General features: G+C 27.6%; 19 protein-coding genes and 3 tRNA genes. 19 read left to right on the forward strand and 3 right to left on the reverse strand.

What is annotated here, in order from left to right:
• The 9 genes from proS (at window position 1) to C6B38_RS09105 (ending at window position 4,422) form a co-directional block, all read left to right on the forward strand.
• Window positions 1-1,425, forward strand: a complete 1,425-nt coding sequence (proS, locus tag C6B38_RS09070; protein WP_105299380.1) for a proline--tRNA ligase — start codon at window positions 1-3, stop codon at window positions 1,423-1,425.
• Between the two features lie 56 nt (window positions 1,426-1,481).
• Complete coding sequence (locus C6B38_RS11750; RefSeq protein ID WP_233485742.1) at window positions 1,482-1,916, forward strand: hypothetical protein; 435 nt, start codon at window positions 1,482-1,484, stop codon at window positions 1,914-1,916.
• 486 nt (window positions 1,917-2,402) lie between these two features.
• A complete protein-coding gene (locus C6B38_RS11755) occupies window positions 2,403-2,789 on the forward strand; it encodes a hypothetical protein (RefSeq protein WP_233485743.1) in 387 nt (128 codons plus the stop codon).
• The gene (locus C6B38_RS09080) at window positions 2,773-3,186 is read left to right on the forward strand and encodes a hypothetical protein (protein ID WP_105299381.1); all 414 of its coding nucleotides are present in this window, start codon (window positions 2,773-2,775) and stop codon (window positions 3,184-3,186) included. The genes C6B38_RS11755 and C6B38_RS09080 overlap by 17 nt, the downstream gene beginning before the upstream one ends.
• Window positions 3,187-3,290: 104 nt before the next feature.
• On the forward strand, window positions 3,291-3,515 hold the full coding sequence (locus C6B38_RS09085; protein WP_105299382.1) for an acyl carrier protein: 225 nt from the start codon (window positions 3,291-3,293) through the stop codon (window positions 3,513-3,515).
• A 14-nt stretch (window positions 3,516-3,529) separates the two neighbouring features.
• A complete protein-coding gene (locus C6B38_RS09090) occupies window positions 3,530-4,015 on the forward strand; it encodes a Fur family transcriptional regulator (RefSeq protein ID WP_105299383.1) in 486 nt (161 codons plus the stop codon).
• Between the two features lie 71 nt (window positions 4,016-4,086).
• Window positions 4,087-4,162: transfer RNA gene (locus tag C6B38_RS09095), tRNA-Trp, on the forward strand.
• A gap of 81 nt (window positions 4,163-4,243) precedes the next feature.
• Window positions 4,244-4,318, forward strand: a tRNA-Trp gene (locus C6B38_RS09100).
• 11 nt (window positions 4,319-4,329) lie between these two features.
• A tRNA-Ser gene (locus C6B38_RS09105) sits at window positions 4,330-4,422 on the forward strand.
• A gap of 55 nt (window positions 4,423-4,477) precedes the next feature.
• On the opposite strand, the gene C6B38_RS09110 is transcribed toward C6B38_RS09105, so the two are convergent.
• Together C6B38_RS09110 and C6B38_RS09115 are read right to left on the reverse strand one after the other, a co-directional pair.
• Window positions 4,478-5,335 (reverse strand): DegV family protein, encoded by an 858-nt coding sequence (locus C6B38_RS09110; RefSeq protein WP_105299384.1) that lies wholly within the window; start codon window positions 5,333-5,335, stop codon window positions 4,478-4,480.
• A 15-nt stretch (window positions 5,336-5,350) separates the two neighbouring features.
• Entirely contained in the window at window positions 5,351-6,193 is an 843-nt protein-coding gene (locus C6B38_RS09115) for a DegV family protein (RefSeq protein WP_105299385.1), read from the reverse strand.
• A gap of 128 nt (window positions 6,194-6,321) precedes the next feature.
• Here C6B38_RS09115 and C6B38_RS09120 point away from each other — a divergent pair, with 128 nt between their 5' ends.
• The 9 genes from C6B38_RS09120 (at window position 6,322) to tyrS (ending at window position 13,901) form a co-directional block, all read left to right on the forward strand.
• A complete protein-coding gene (locus C6B38_RS09120) occupies window positions 6,322-7,413 on the forward strand; it encodes a M42 family metallopeptidase (protein ID WP_105299386.1) in 1,092 nt (363 codons plus the stop codon).
• A gap of 2 nt (window positions 7,414-7,415) precedes the next feature.
• Window positions 7,416-8,045 carry a YtpR family tRNA-binding protein gene (gene ytpR, locus C6B38_RS09125; RefSeq protein ID WP_105299387.1) on the forward strand — a complete coding sequence of 210 codons (630 nt, stop codon included), beginning with the start codon at window positions 7,416-7,418 and terminating at the stop codon, window positions 8,043-8,045.
• Window positions 8,032-9,054, forward strand: a complete 1,023-nt coding sequence (locus C6B38_RS09130) for a nicotinate phosphoribosyltransferase (protein ID WP_105299388.1) — start codon at window positions 8,032-8,034, stop codon at window positions 9,052-9,054. Before ytpR ends, C6B38_RS09130 begins: the two co-directional genes overlap by 14 nt.
• Window positions 9,055-9,095: 41 nt before the next feature.
• A complete protein-coding gene (locus tag C6B38_RS09135; protein ID WP_105299389.1) occupies window positions 9,096-10,172 on the forward strand; it encodes a hypothetical protein in 1,077 nt (358 codons plus the stop codon).
• Between the two features lie 194 nt (window positions 10,173-10,366).
• Complete coding sequence (locus C6B38_RS09140; protein ID WP_233485744.1) at window positions 10,367-11,188, forward strand: restriction endonuclease PLD domain-containing protein; 822 nt, start codon at window positions 10,367-10,369, stop codon at window positions 11,186-11,188.
• Window positions 11,169-11,600: a restriction endonuclease PLD domain-containing protein gene (locus C6B38_RS11760; RefSeq protein ID WP_233485745.1), complete on the forward strand. Its 432-nt coding sequence runs from the start codon at window positions 11,169-11,171 to the stop codon at window positions 11,598-11,600. Before C6B38_RS09140 ends, C6B38_RS11760 begins: the two co-directional genes overlap by 20 nt.
• A 132-nt stretch (window positions 11,601-11,732) precedes the next feature.
• Window positions 11,733-12,086 carry a hypothetical protein gene (locus tag C6B38_RS09145; RefSeq protein ID WP_105299390.1) on the forward strand — a complete coding sequence of 118 codons (354 nt, stop codon included), beginning with the start codon at window positions 11,733-11,735 and terminating at the stop codon, window positions 12,084-12,086.
• A gap of 2 nt (window positions 12,087-12,088) precedes the next feature.
• Window positions 12,089-12,595: a hypothetical protein gene (locus tag C6B38_RS09150; protein WP_105299391.1), complete on the forward strand. Its 507-nt coding sequence runs from the start codon at window positions 12,089-12,091 to the stop codon at window positions 12,593-12,595.
• 43 nt (window positions 12,596-12,638) lie between these two features.
• Window positions 12,639-13,901 (forward strand): tyrosine--tRNA ligase, encoded by a 1,263-nt coding sequence (gene tyrS / locus C6B38_RS09155; protein WP_105299392.1) that lies wholly within the window; start codon window positions 12,639-12,641, stop codon window positions 13,899-13,901.
• A gap of 68 nt (window positions 13,902-13,969) precedes the next feature.
• On the opposite strand, the gene C6B38_RS09160 is transcribed toward tyrS, so the two are convergent.
• Entirely contained in the window at window positions 13,970-14,215 is a 246-nt protein-coding gene (locus C6B38_RS09160) for a hypothetical protein (RefSeq protein ID WP_105299393.1), read from the reverse strand.
• Between the two features lie 542 nt (window positions 14,216-14,757).
• Between C6B38_RS09160 and C6B38_RS09165 the strand changes: the two genes are divergently transcribed.
• Window positions 14,758-14,902: hypothetical protein (locus tag C6B38_RS09165; protein ID WP_105299394.1), on the forward strand; the 145-nt coding region annotated here is incomplete at its 3' end.

Here is a 14,902-nt window from a genome sequence, read left to right on the forward strand (position 1 = left end):
ATGAAAAGAAAGTTAGAGAAAATTACTCTGCGTGAAGTTGATTTTGCGCAATGATATACTGATATTGTTTTAAATGCTGATTTAATTGCCTATGGGCCGATCAAGGGAACAACTATTTTTAAACCTTATGGATATGCAATTTGAGAAAACATTCAAAAAATTTTAGATGCTGAATTTAAAAAAAATGGTGTCAAAAATGTTTATTTTCCTTTATTAATTCCAAAAACTCTTTTTAATAAAGAAAAAGAACATATTGAAGGATTTTCACCAGAAATTGTAACGGTAACAAAGGTTGGATATAAAGTTTTAGATGAAGAATTATACATTCGACCAACATCAGAAGTTCTTTTTGGAACCTTTTTTAGTAAAGAAATCCAGGGTTATCGTGATTTACCATTATTATATAATCAATGAGTTAATGTTTTACGTTGAGAAAAAACAACTCGTCCTTTTTTACGAACAAGTGAATTTTTATGACAAGAAGGACATACAATTCATAGTTCAAAACAAGAAGCACAGCAATTTACTTTAAAAATTTTAGATATTTATGCTACTTTTGCAGAAAAAACTTTATTATTGCCAGTTATTAAAGGCCAAAAAACAGAACGTGAAAAATTTGCTGGTGCAGAGGAAACGTATACGATTGAATCATTAATGTATGATGGTCAAGCTTTACAATGTGGTACTAGTCATTATTTTGGCCAAAATTTTTCTAAAGCATTTGACATTAAATTTGCAAATCAAAAAAATACTTTAGAATATGCTTATTCAACATCGTGAGGGGTTTCAACACGTTTGATAGGGGGGATTATTATGACACATAGTGATGATAATGGCCTAGTGTTGCCACCGCAAATTGCGCCTATTCAAATTATGATTTTACCAATTAATAATGATAGTAACGAGCAATTATCTGCAGCACAGCAACTCCAAAAAAAATTACAGAAATATCGTTGCGAAATTGATCAATCAGATAAAGGCTTTGGATTCCGTGCAGCTAACTCAGAAATTAAGGGAATTCCATTGCGAATTGAAATTGGACCTCGTGATTTAGTACAACAACAAGTTACAATTGCTCGTCGTGATACTTTTGAAAAAATTACTGTTTCATGAGCAGAAGTTGAAAAAGTAGTTTCTGATTTATTAGTTCAAATTGCTACAAATTTATATCAAAAAGCTTTGAATAATCGTCATCAACGAACAAAAGAAATTGATAATTATTCAGAGTATAAAAAAACTTTAGCAAAGATGAATGGCTTGTTTTTAGTGCCATTTTGTGGTCGCATTGAGTGCGAAGATACAATTAAAGCTGAAACACAAACAACATCACGTTGTATTCCATTTGATGTTCCAACCAAAAAAACAACTTGTTTTCATTGTGGGCAACCATCAATTAATTTAGTTTATTTTGCTCGTGCTTACTAATAACAAGGAAATCTCTTTTATTTTTGATAAATTTCAATTGTAAAGGAGGTTTTTATTTGTTTAATCAAAATTTTGTTGAAGAACCATTAGCAGTTTATAATTCTTTTCAGTTTGCTTATAATAATAAAATTAATTTAGCATTAGATTTAACAATTCCGCTATTTGCTTTTGATAATGGCGATAATAGTAAAGCATATGCTTTTTATATTCGTCCTAATATTGGTAATTTAAAACCATGGTTTACTCCGACTGGTGAATTAACAACAGCATATAAAATTGACCATGAACCAAACACAAAATTACTTGATGTTTTTAAAAAACGTTTTTCTCAATTTAATTTTAATTTTTCAATGTTAAAAGTATATTGAAATATTAACAATAAAAAACACTGTCAAATTACAACTGAATTGCAAGCAGCATCTAGTTCAACAATTTTAAAAATATCACAAACACAAGAGAATATTCAAAGTGAGGGAAAGTTATTATTCTAGCCCAGTGTTTTGATACCAATAAAGCAAATAAAATTAGTTTAGTTATTAATGCACCTAATCTTGGAGACAATGATTTAGTAACAAAAAATTCTTATCAAGAATTTTATTTAAATTTTAATTATAAAAAAGACTTTCTTGAACAAACAAAAAAATTGTTCGGAATTGTTCAATATAAAAATTACGATGAAAAACAAAAAAAATTTAAGACTTTTTATGATATTTTTGCTAATTATTTTTAATTAATTCCCCCAAAAATAGTTGAAACAAAATTACCTAGTTTATTTGCTTTGCGTAGTTTAAGTGTTTTTAATTCTTTAGATATAACTGATTTTCTAATTGATTTGAATACTAAAGTCGCAAAATTATGAACATTTTTTAATAATCAACATCTTTTAATTCCAACAACAACAGTAATTAGCAAACAAACAAAATATAATTTTAAGATTTTACAAGGTTATTTAAAATATAATTTAAACCACAAGGTTTATGAACATTTTTTTTGCTGAGAATACAGTTTATAATCAAAATAAAGATCAAATTGAAATTGAAGCAAATAATAATTTAGCAGTAAATAATTTTCTTGTTAATCCCTTTCTTGCACAAAGTGAAATAAACTTCATTACAACAATAGAACAATTTAATTTTAATCTTGTTCAAAATTTTATTTTTAAACCAATTGTTCCTAAGGTAAATATTAATAATAATTTTTTTGTTAACTCAAATTGGTTTAAATGTTTAACAACTACTTACCGAATCATTACGCAACAATTACCGAATTATTATAATAAAGAATTTAACCAAGATTTATTAGCACAATTTGAATTTGATTTTTTTGTTGAACAAAAATTAGTTATAGATGAAAAAAAATTTTAATAAAAGATTGGTTATTATTCTTGGTTTTTTGTTGTCAATATTAGTTTTTTTAAGTGTTATTTTTATTTATGTTTATAAAAATATTTTAATTAGTAATAATAAACCTGAAGTTAATTTGCATGTTTTTAATAAAGACGATGAAAATATTGAATTACAACCAGAACAAAAATTTGTTTTAGATCCTAGAAAATTACGAACAAAAATTAATTATGTATATGGTCAATATTATTTTGATAATATTCGTTTTCATTATTATTTTTTAAAATGTTGAATTCCGCAAATGATGTTTTTTCATAATCCAATAAGTTATCTTAGTTTCTATTATAGTAATGAAAAAATTAGTTATTCAAAAGCAATATTCGTTTATCATTACCATAATGAACAACAATTATATTAAGTTTGGAAACTTACCTTAGGAAGGTTACACTAGTGAACGCTATTATTTTATTGTTAAACTTGTTATAATTATATTAATTATTAAGAGAATGTGAGGGATTTTAAATGAATGTGCTAGATGAAGTTAAAAAAGTTTTAAAAGAACGTGGAATTTCTAAACCAATTGATTTAAATACGGAGTTTAAATCATTAGGATTAGATTCATTAGATTTAATGGATTTAGTTATTGAAGCTGAAAAAAAATGTGAAATTCAAATTCCAGATGATAAATTAATGGATATTAAAACAGTTGCAAATTTAGTTGAAGTTATTAAAGAAATTAAAAAATAAAGGAGCTGGTGACAATGGCATTATCATATGACAGGATTGTACAGTTATTAAAAAGTAAAAATTATCGAATTACTGAAATTAGGTTAGCAATTATTAAAATTTTATCAGAAAAACAACATTTAACATTAACTGAAATTGTAACATTATTAGAGAAAGAATTTAAAAATGTTAATTTAATGTCAGTTTACAACACAATTGATTTATTAATTAGTGAGCATATTGTTTTTACAAATTCTTTTGATGGTAAACAAATTTGATATGATTTAGCAGAAAACCCATCCTTTCATATTGTTTGTGACATTTGCAAAAATGTTGTTCATATCAAAGATACGAATATTTTACAAGAAATTAAGTTAGATAACTTGAAAGAAGTAATGACAAATATTAATTGAGAACCAGTGCATTTTAAAATTGAAGGGCATGGAATATGTGACCAGTGCCATAATAAAAAATATGAACCACTTCAATTTGAAGAGCATTCCAATGAAGAAAATAAATAAAATTATTTGCTATTTTCTATTATTTTGTTAAAATAGTTAAGTGACAATTTTGGTGCTTAATTTATCTTGTTAGGGGTATAGTTCAATCGGTAGAACACCGGACTTCAAATCCGGGTGTTGTGGGTTCAAGTCCTGCTACCCCTGCCATAACATAAAAAGATGAAAGTATGGAAATACTTTTTTATTTTGCCATCTTTATGTTATTATGTTATGATTTAAAAAAGATTTAGGGGTGTAGTTTAATGGTAGAACAGCGGTCTCCAACACCGTACGTTGTGGGTTCAAGTCCTGTCACCCCTGCCAGTTTAAACAGTGGAAGTATACCCAAGTCTGGTTGAAGGGGGCGGTCTCGAAAACCGTTAGATGGAGTAATCCATGCAAGAGTTCGAATCTCTTTACTTCCGCCATTTAATGAAGAAAAAATAAAAAATCATTTCTAATATTAGAAATGATTTTTTATTACTATGTGATTTGTGGAACAGCAATGAAAGCAATTGTGTTTAAACCTGCATGTGCAACAAAGATATTAGCTAAATTTTCAGTATGATAATTAACTTTTAACTCATTTAATTTTTGAGTAACATTATCTCAAACTTTGCTAGCACATTCACTTGTTTTTAAAACAAATAATTGAAAGTTTATTTTAACTGTTTTTTTAAATTTTTCTCATGTTTCAACTAATGTTTCAATTAAATTATTTAAAGTTCGTGATGAGCCAATTTTTTTAGGATATTCTCCTCATTGAATTAAAATTTTAATTTTAAATAAGTTAATTAATGATAATAAAACTTTTTCAACACGCCCACCTTTTGACAAACGATCTAAACTACCAGGGATCATTGCCATATATGTTTTTTGTTCAAGTTCATTTGTTTTAGTAATAATTTCTTTGACACTAAGATTTTGCTTTGTTAATTCATTAGCATAAATTATTAATGTTTTTAAGGCAAAAGCTGCTGTATGATTACGAACAACATGAACTTTTCCACGGTATTTTTCATCTTGACTTAAGACATAAGCAGTTGCATATTGACTTGAAAGTTTTTCAGCAATTGGATAATGAATAATTTCATTGTATTTTTTTAAAATTTCGTCATATTTAACCATTAATTCACCGGTTGATGCTTGACTTGTTTTTGTTGTTCCTGTTTGAACAACTTCATAAAAATTATGTTTTGTTGTCTCTTCTTCTGTATCTAAGATATCAATTTCATTATTTAAAATAATGTGTAAGGGTATAACATGAATACCCAATTGTTTAATTTCTGCTGTTGTGAAACCTGCTGATGAATCAGTTAAAATTGCAATTTTTTTACTCATTGGTTGTACCTCCTTTTATTGGTCTCAACATACTAGCACAACCGTATTTGTTCCTGTATGAGCTGCAATAACATTTGCCAAAATGTATGTTGAAGTAATTTTAGCACCCGCGTCTTCAATAATATTGAAAACTTCTTTTAATGTTTCATCATCTGTTCTTGAATGCAATAAAATAATGTTTTTTCAATTTTGCCGTTCTTTTTTTATTTGTCCTAAAGCTGTTTCAACAGCTTTTTTAAATGTTCTAGTTTTATCAAATTTATCAATGCGACCATCATATCTCAAAATAGGCGTTATTTTTAAAAGTGATGCTAAAGCTGCAGCTGCAGCTGTAATTCGCCCCCCACGTTTTAAAGTTTCCAAACTTTTTGGGATAATAAAGGTACTAACTTTTGTTTTAATTAAATTAAGTTTTGGTTGAATTTCTGCTAATTCAATTCCTTCTCCAATTCATTGATATACTAGATCAATCATATATACTAGCAGTTGACTTACCCCGTCAGTATCAATAACAAAGACTTTGTTTTTATATTCATCGCCTTGAGCTAACATTGAAATATTTTCATGTTGACCAGATAACCCCTTTGATAAGCCCATAAAAACAATGCCATCATATTTTTTTAACAATTCGTTTCAAGTACTTAACATTTTCCCCGTTGGAATTTGGCTAGTTTTAATAACTTGATGTTCTAAAATATCATAAAATTCATTAAATGAAATGACATCTTCGTCATCTTCCACTTCACTACCATCTGGGAAATTTAGTAATAATGGTAATAAATAAGTATCTTCGTATTTTTTTAAATCGTCTTTCTTAATTCCAGACGATGAGTCGATTATTAATGCAACTTTGCGCATATTTTTCCTCCATTTATTTTCTCTCTTTTAAGTATCATTGAATCTAAGTTAAGGTATTGTTAAAGTCTTAACAATATATTAATTATAAACTTTGATATAATAATTTCAAGCATGAAAGGAAGATAACAATGAAAATTACTACTGAACAGAAAAAAATGTATGAGACTATTTTACAAGCATTTGGGCCATCTGGATGTGAGCATCAAGTTGTTAAACTATTAAAACAATATTATCAAAAATATACTTCAGAAATAATTCAAGATAATTTAGGAAGTTGCTTTGCTGTAATTCGAAATCAAAAAGGAATCACAAATCCGAAAAAGGTAATGTTAATGGCACATGGTGATGAAGTTGGTTTTATGGTTAGTCAAATTAATAGTAAAGGTCTCGTCCGGATTAATCCATTAGGAAGCATTTGGGAGCAAACATTATTAGCCAAGCGGGTAAAGTTGCTAAAATATGATGGGACATTTTTGACTGGTGCAATTTCAGCAATTGCGCCGCATTTACTGTCACCAGAAGCTCGGCTAAAACCAACCCCAATTGCTAATATGTTAGTTGATTTTGGTTTTTCTTCACAAGCAGAAGCCTATAGTGCCGGAATTCGAGAAGGAAATTTTGTCATTTGTGAAGGACCAACGGTTTTCTTAAATGATAAACGATTATTATCTAAAGCAATTGATAACCGAATGGGTGTTATTTTAGGATTAGAAGTTTTAGAACAAGTTAAAAATAAACAATTAGATTATGATTTATACGTTGGTTTTAGTGTACAAGAAGAAGTTGGAATCCGAGGTGCTAAAACAGCAACAACATTAATTAATCCTGATTTTGCAATTGTAACTGATGTTTCACCAGGACAAGATTATGAATCAAAAACAACTTTTGGTCAATTGGGGCAAGGTGTCATGTTACGTGGGATGGATAATGGCTATATTACGCGTTATGATTTAATTCAATATCAACTTAAATTGATGAAAGAACATGAAATAAAATATCAATTTTATATTTCGCTAGGAGGAACTGATGCTGGAGCGGTTCATTTGACAACAGTTGGTATTCCAACTATTCAAGCGTGTTTAATTGCTCGTAATTTGCATACAATTAGTGGTATTCTAGATTTAGATGACTTTAATGAAACAATTAAGTTAGTAACAACAATTATTGAAGATTTAGATGCAGCAAAAATTAAAGAATTTAATTGAAGTAGTAAGGAGTAAAAATGGGAACAAAAACAATTGGTTTATTTTATAATCAAGGCTTTGATGTTTTGATTGGATATGAATCAATACCTGATAAGGTTGAGTATGTTATTAATAATGATTATGTTTTATTTTATAATCAAGCTCACCAATGTTGCGGGTTTAATTTGCTAAATGCTAGTAAGCATTTAACAGTACCTTTAAAGTTAGGTATTAATAATGATAATTATGATTTATTAGCAGAGTTAGGAACTATTTTTAAACAAGAAGATTATTCTTTTAATAATATTAATCAACAACCACAATTTATCGTTGGTAAAATTCTTGAACGCAAAAAACATCCTAATTCTGATAAATTAAATATTTGCCAAGTAGATATTGGTTTGTCAACTGAACAAATTATTTGTGGGGCTGATAATTGTGATATTGACCAATTAGTTGTTGTTGCACGTGTTGGGGCGATTATGCCATCAGGTTTAAAAATTGTTCCTAGTGAATTACGAGGAGTTATTTCAAATGGAATGCTTTGTTCTGAACGAGAATTAGGATTGCCAGTCAATATTATTGGTAAAAAAATTATGTTATTATCAAATCAGCAATATCACCTTGGAAATAGTTTTTGAAAGGAATATTATAATGGGCAAAATTAAGGCAGGGTATTATAGTGCAATTTATTTTTTAAAAACAGCGAATATTTTAAAAAATGAGAAACCAAATGATTTAATAACAATGCAGTTTTTTCAACGCGAAGAAAATGTTATTTTAGCAGGCGTTAACGAGTGTGTTGAATTATTAAAAACGGAAGCTTTTAATGCAGAAAGTTTAGAAATTACTGCATTAACAGATGGCGATTTAATTCAAACTAATGAACCAGTTTTAAAAGTAACTGGTCATTATTATCAGTTTGGTCATTTAGAGGGTATTATTGATGGAATTTTGGCCCGACAAACAAGTATTGCAACAAATTGTTATCGAGTATTACAAGCAGCTAATAATAAGCCAGTGATATATATGAATGATCGCAGTGATTATTATTATAATCAAGAAAATGATGGTTATGCTGCTAAAATCGGTGGAATAACTAATTTTGTTACAACGGCACAAGTAACAAAATTAGTTGGTAATTATGAACCTATTGGGACTGTTCCACATGCTTTAATTCAAGCTTTTAATGGTGATTTAATTGCAGCTTTGAAAGCTTATCAAAAGTTTTATCCAACTGATAAATTAGTGGCCTTAGTTGATTATAATAATGATGTTATTACTGATACCTTGCAAGTAGCAGATGCATTTTCAAATTTATATGCAGTTCGTGTTGATACTTCTCAATCATTAATTGATAAATATTTTCTTGGAAAAGAAGATAAGTATCCAATTAGTGAAATTAATGGTGTTAATAAACACTTAATTTGTGCTTTGCGTCAAGCCCTAAATAAAGTAGGATATCGACATATTAAAATTATTGTTTCATCAGGATTTAATACGCAAAAAATCCAGGATTTTGAAAAAGAAGGTGTTCCTGTTGATATTTATGGAGTTGGTGAATCGTTGGCAAAAATTAATATTGGTTTTACTGGTGATGCTGTTCAATTAAATGGTGTTGATCAAGCGAAAGTTGGACGAAGTAATATTACTTCAAAGCGACTAGTTAAAAAATAAGAAATGTTTTATAATATATGTAAATAAAGGGGGTTTTCATGATGAGTGAAAATAAAAACCATAAAATAGAGTCTTATTATAATCATGATGATGCTTATCCTCATTTAAAACATGAACGAAAACAACATCAAAAAGAAAACGAAAAAATTATATTTGAGAATAATAATAAGAATAATAAGAATAAATCTCCTTTAACGTCATTGTGTGAAGTTATTTCACCTTTATATGGAAAAAAATTAGATGGAGCTGATGAATTTAAAACTAATATGTCGCATTCATCTAAACAACAAAAAGAAAATAAACCCATAACGTCGATTAAGGATGTTATTGATCAGCAGGTGAGTGAGAAGAAGGCAGAGTTAGCAAAAATTCATATTACTGAAGAAAAAATTCCATCTTTAGATAAAACTAAAATTGAACCATATTTTCGAAAATATGACCTTGTTACAAACAAAGAAATTATTCCGTCAACTTTAAAAACGAAAAATAAATTATCTGAACCAACAGCACAAACGGTATCATTTTTATTAAAGCCACGAAAAAGTGGAACAAATATCTTTGGCGACAGAACAGCTGAGTTAAAAGTAGAATTAGAACAAATTAAAGAAAAAATTCGTAATCCAATGCCAGAACAAAATGCCTATGCTTATGAGCAAACTGCAATGTTTGAAGGAATTGAAGAGCAAAGAGAAATTAATGAACAAATTCGAAAAGCAGTTGCTGAAGATTATCATATTGATGATAATTTTTCTGAAGATATGCCATTAGAACAACGCCGTCAATTAATTCAACATAATTTAACAAAAGCGGGAGCGGTCAGATTTAAAACGTTACTTAATTTACAAGAAAATAATTTAAATAATCAGTTTCTTCGCCGTCCAAAACCATTATCACAAAATACATCAGGATATCATAAGAAATTGCATGATTTACGAAATAGTGATTCTGAACCAGAGATGGAGCATGTTAAAGAATATCATACTAATCGTAATCCTTATTTATCACGAATGTTAGAAATTGAAGAACAAACAGCAAAAGAAGCAGAGGCAAAACGTCGTGAATGAATTAAAACACAGATTAATGATATTCAAACTGATAATAAAAATAATAATGAATAGGTAAAGAGACTGTCAAAAACTAATAGGGCAGTTAAAAGAATGAATAGGGGAATCAGACAATTTCACTGTTGCTATTTTTTTGTTAAAACTTTTATTATAAAAAAGGATAATAAATATTAAAAAATATCAATATGAATCAAATTATGAAGCAACATTTGCTTAAATAATTTAACAAAAAGATAGGAATTAATTGAATGAATACAAAAGTAAAAAAACAAACAATGATAATTGGAGGAACAATTTTTGGTGTTTTAGCAACAACAGGAGTTATTGCAGGTATTATTTTTGGCATTAAAAATATGAATGGTGATTTTGAAACAGAAAAAAGCCAAATATGAGAAATGATTAAAGAAACACCAAATGATACTGCACATGTTGTTTTTATTAATGGATTTGTTGGAACATCTCTTGTCAAAAAGTATCTATTTGAAAGTGTTCAAGGTAAATTTTCAGTTGATATTATTCGTAGTTATATGACTGCAGGTCGTACAAAAAATGAACAAGAACGTGTCGCAAAATATAACCAAGAATTTTCACACAATAATTTAAATAAACAAGCTAATGTTATTGATAAACCTAATAGGTTATCACATATGAAATCGTATTTTTGGTTTAATGATACAAAAGAAATTATTCGTTATTTTACGGGTAGTGGTAATTTTTCAGAATCTGCCTTATTAAAAGATCCATCTTATAAAGAAGTTCTATATAATATTACAAATTATAAAGGACTTGGGCGTGATATCTTTTGTGGAGGGATTTCTGAAACAGAACAAATTAATACCAGACGAATTAATGCCTTGTATCAACAAAATTGTACTGGTTTTGATGTTAATGATAAAGCAACCTATCAGTCAGAAGTAAATGTGCTGAAAGAAAAAAGCCAATTTAATGAGATTGTAAAAGCACATAGAGCAAATGCAAAAATGAAAACAGCAACAGGATTATTAGTGTTGACTGGTGATGGTGATACTAATGTTATTAAACGATATTTAGATGAAACTGCAGAGGGATAATATTAGTTTAGATCTTTTTATTGGTAATACTAGTGCTGGATATAATCCAAACGATGAAATAATTTTATTAAAAGATGAAAAAAATATTAATCGACTAAATATTATTCGTGAACATCCGAAACCTAATGTTTCTGATTCTGATTTTATTAAGTACACTAAACCTAAAACGCATACTAAATTATATGTGTGATACAATGCGCATAATGAAATATTAGCTTTTTGATCAGGAAGTGCTAATTTTAGTACAAATGGCCTTGGCCTTGCCCCTAAAAAAGATCATTCTTTTCGTGAAATTTTATTTGAAATGTCATTGTCAGAACGAGATTGAAAAAATGATCTTATTTGTAATGTTGTGGTTGGTGCCTTTAAAACACCTCCAAGTCAGCGAATTAAAAATTTTTGTGCAAATTAGAGATTTAGCATTAACTTGTTAAATCTTTTTTATTAAGTTAAGTAATTATTCTAATATTATTTAAAATAAATTATAAAATAAGTTATAATATAAAAGTAATATTTAATACGATTAGAAAAAGGGTGGAAAAGAATGATATATATGTTAGCAACAAATAATAATTTATTAATTTCACAGACAATTTTAATCATTGTTTTATTATGTTTAGCAATTGTTTTTTGCTGTTATGGTATTATTGCTGCACGAAAAGTTGCAATTGCTGCTAAGAAATTTGATTATTTTGTTGAAGACTTAACTTATAAATCAGAAATGTTAAATTCTACTGTTGATACCGTTGTTAAAGTTTCAAATTATATTGATGTTTTTGAAGCGTTTGCAAAACGAAATGTTAAAGCATGAGTGAAAATTATTGCTCGTAATAAAGATATTGCCTATCGAATTGTTGATAAGTTAAAAGATTTTGCTAATTCTGATGAGAAGGAGTAATTATGGCATTTAAATTTGTTAAAACATTGGCAGTGATGGTAGTAGGAATGTTAATTGCTCCGAAAAAAGGATCAGAATTACGACAAGATTTCATTAATTTAGTTAAAAAATATAATCCACAACTTAAAAAAATGGTTAATAAAATTGAGATTGTATGAGAAAAATCGCAAGGAATAGAATCAGATGAAGTTGCAGCTGATATTGAATTACACATTAAAAATGTCAAAGGTGCAGTGGAAATTTTAGATTCTGCTTCAACAAAAGAAATGGCTTATAAGACATTAAAGAAAATTGATAGTGGTGCAGTTAAATTAATTAAAGCAGCAGCAAAATCACCAAATGTGCGTGCAGTAGCAAAAGATTTAGCGAAAATAACAGTTTCGGCAATTGATGCTGGAATTAAGGTAACTGAAGATTTAAAAAAAACATCAGCATCAATTTCTGAAAAAATTATTGAAGAAGGAAAGCCAGCCCCAATTAAAAAAGATTTAAAAGTGGATAAGAAATAACTCTAATAATTTAGAGTTTTTTAAATAGCAAAGGAGATAAATGATGGTAAAAAATATTTTAGAAGAATTAAGATGAAGAGGACTATTAAAGCAAGTAACTAATGAAACAAAATTATTAAAAGCGCAAGAATTAAAAAAAGGAGTTTATTGTGGTTTTGATCCAACCGGTGATTCGTTACATGTTGGTCATTTAATTCAAATTATGTTATTAAAACGTTTTGAAATGTTTGGATTTCAACCAATTGCTATTATTGGTGGTGGAACAGGAATGATTGGTGATCCTAGTGGGAAAAAAGCAGAACGAGTATTGTTAGATGATAAAACAATTAAACATAATGTTGAAACTATTAGTCAACAAATGAACCAATTAATTGGTGCAAAAATTAAAATGGTTAATAATGCTGAATGATTACAAAAAATGACCTTGATTGATTTTTTGCGAAATGTTGGCAAAGATTTTAATATTAGTTATTTATTAGCAAAAGAAAATATTGCAACTAGAATTGAAGTTGGTTTATCATATACTGAATTTGCTTACACTTTATTACAGGCTTATGACTTTTATCAATTATATATTAATTATGATTGTGCTGTTCAAATTGGTGGTAGTGACCAATGAGGCAATATTACTTCCGGAACAGATTATATTTATAAACAAATTGGAGAAGATAATTTAGCTTGTGGTTTGACAATGAATTTATTAACAAAAGATGATGGTTTAAAATTTGGAAAAACAGAATCAGGGGCAGTTTGATTAGATTCAAAAAAAACATCACCCTATGAATTTTATCAATTCTTTTATAATCAAGATGACCAAGAAACAGCAAAATTGTTGCGTTATTTAACAATGTTATCTGAAAAAAAAATTATATCCCTTGAAACAGCGCACCAAAATGAACCAACACAACGCATTGTACAAAAAAAATTAGCAGAAGAAGTAACTTTATTTGTTCATCAAGCATCAGGACTAAAAACAGCACAAATTGTTAGTGAAACCTTATTTAAAGGCAGTTTACATGAATTATCAGAACAACAGTTAGAGCAACTTCATAACAGTTTACCTAATTTTCATTTAACAAACTTTAATTTACCACTTCTTGATTTATTAATACAAGCAGAAATTGTTACTTCTAAACGTGAAGGTCGTGATTTTTTAGAACAAGGTGCAATTACTATTAATGGTCAAATTATTAAAGAAGAAACTTGAACTGTAGCAAAAGATAAGTTTTTATTTAATAAATATTTAATTATTCGTCGTGGAAAACGAAAATATCATTTAATTTATCTTACAACTAACAAAAAATAAAAAAAGAACACTTTTCCATTTAAATAATGCTATTGTTAGGAATAATGTGTTCTTTTTATTTTTTTAAATTATTGTAATTTAATAGGTTTATTTTTAGTTTCTTTCTTTTTATTTTTAAAATAAAGACGAGTATAATAAATTACTTGTGCTAATAATATAACAAAAATATTAATAAACGCGAATAAACGACAATGTCAAGGTGTTTGTGGTAAAGCAAACACAGCAATTAATAATGATAACGCATAAGCATTTAAGATTCCCCAAATTGTAATTTTATGTCATAATTTTAGTTTTCTTTTTTGACCTTTTTTCATACTTGTGACCTTTCTTTGAATTTTTTCATATTCAATATGTGTAAAATTACACTCAATATTATTTTAGCCTGAAAATATTAGATTTTTTTTTTTTTTTAAAAAATTATAGATTGTAAATGGTAAGGAGAAAATAATCTTATACTTTTAATAAAACTATAATAAAGTAATTCTACCTAATTAAATAGTTAGATACAATATAAAAATAAACATTTTTGTAGAAACCACATACATTTTGTATTTTTGGTTTTTACAGTTTTGGAAAGTAAATTTTTTTAATATTTTTAATTGAGGAGTTGAAATTATGCAAACAAAGCAATATTTTATTTTGCGGTCCCTAGTGAAAAAGTATGGTAAAGATAATGTTATTAATACTGTTAATAAGATTGCAAAAGATATTGAAATTAAAAAGTAAAAGAATAAATTATTCCGCGTAATTTATTAGCGAATAATTTATTCAGTAGTGTTTTTAATGGAGCGGAGCGACAACGAGCGGAGCGAGTTTGCAAATTTCAATTTTTTAGTTTTTAGAAAGGAGATATATTATGCCAACTTGATTAACGACAATATTTAGTGTTGTTATTATATTAGGGATTTTTGCTTGAATTGGTTTATCAATTTATCAAAAAATTAAACAAATTCGAGGAAAGAAAAAAGATAAAAAAGAAATTGAAAGAAAGGAGAGTAATA

The sequence above is a fragment of the Spiroplasma sp. ChiS genome (genome assembly GCF_002968355.1).
In the GTDB taxonomy this organism is placed as follows: Bacteria; Bacillota_I; Bacilli_A; order Mycoplasmatales; family Mycoplasmataceae; genus Spiroplasma; species Spiroplasma citri.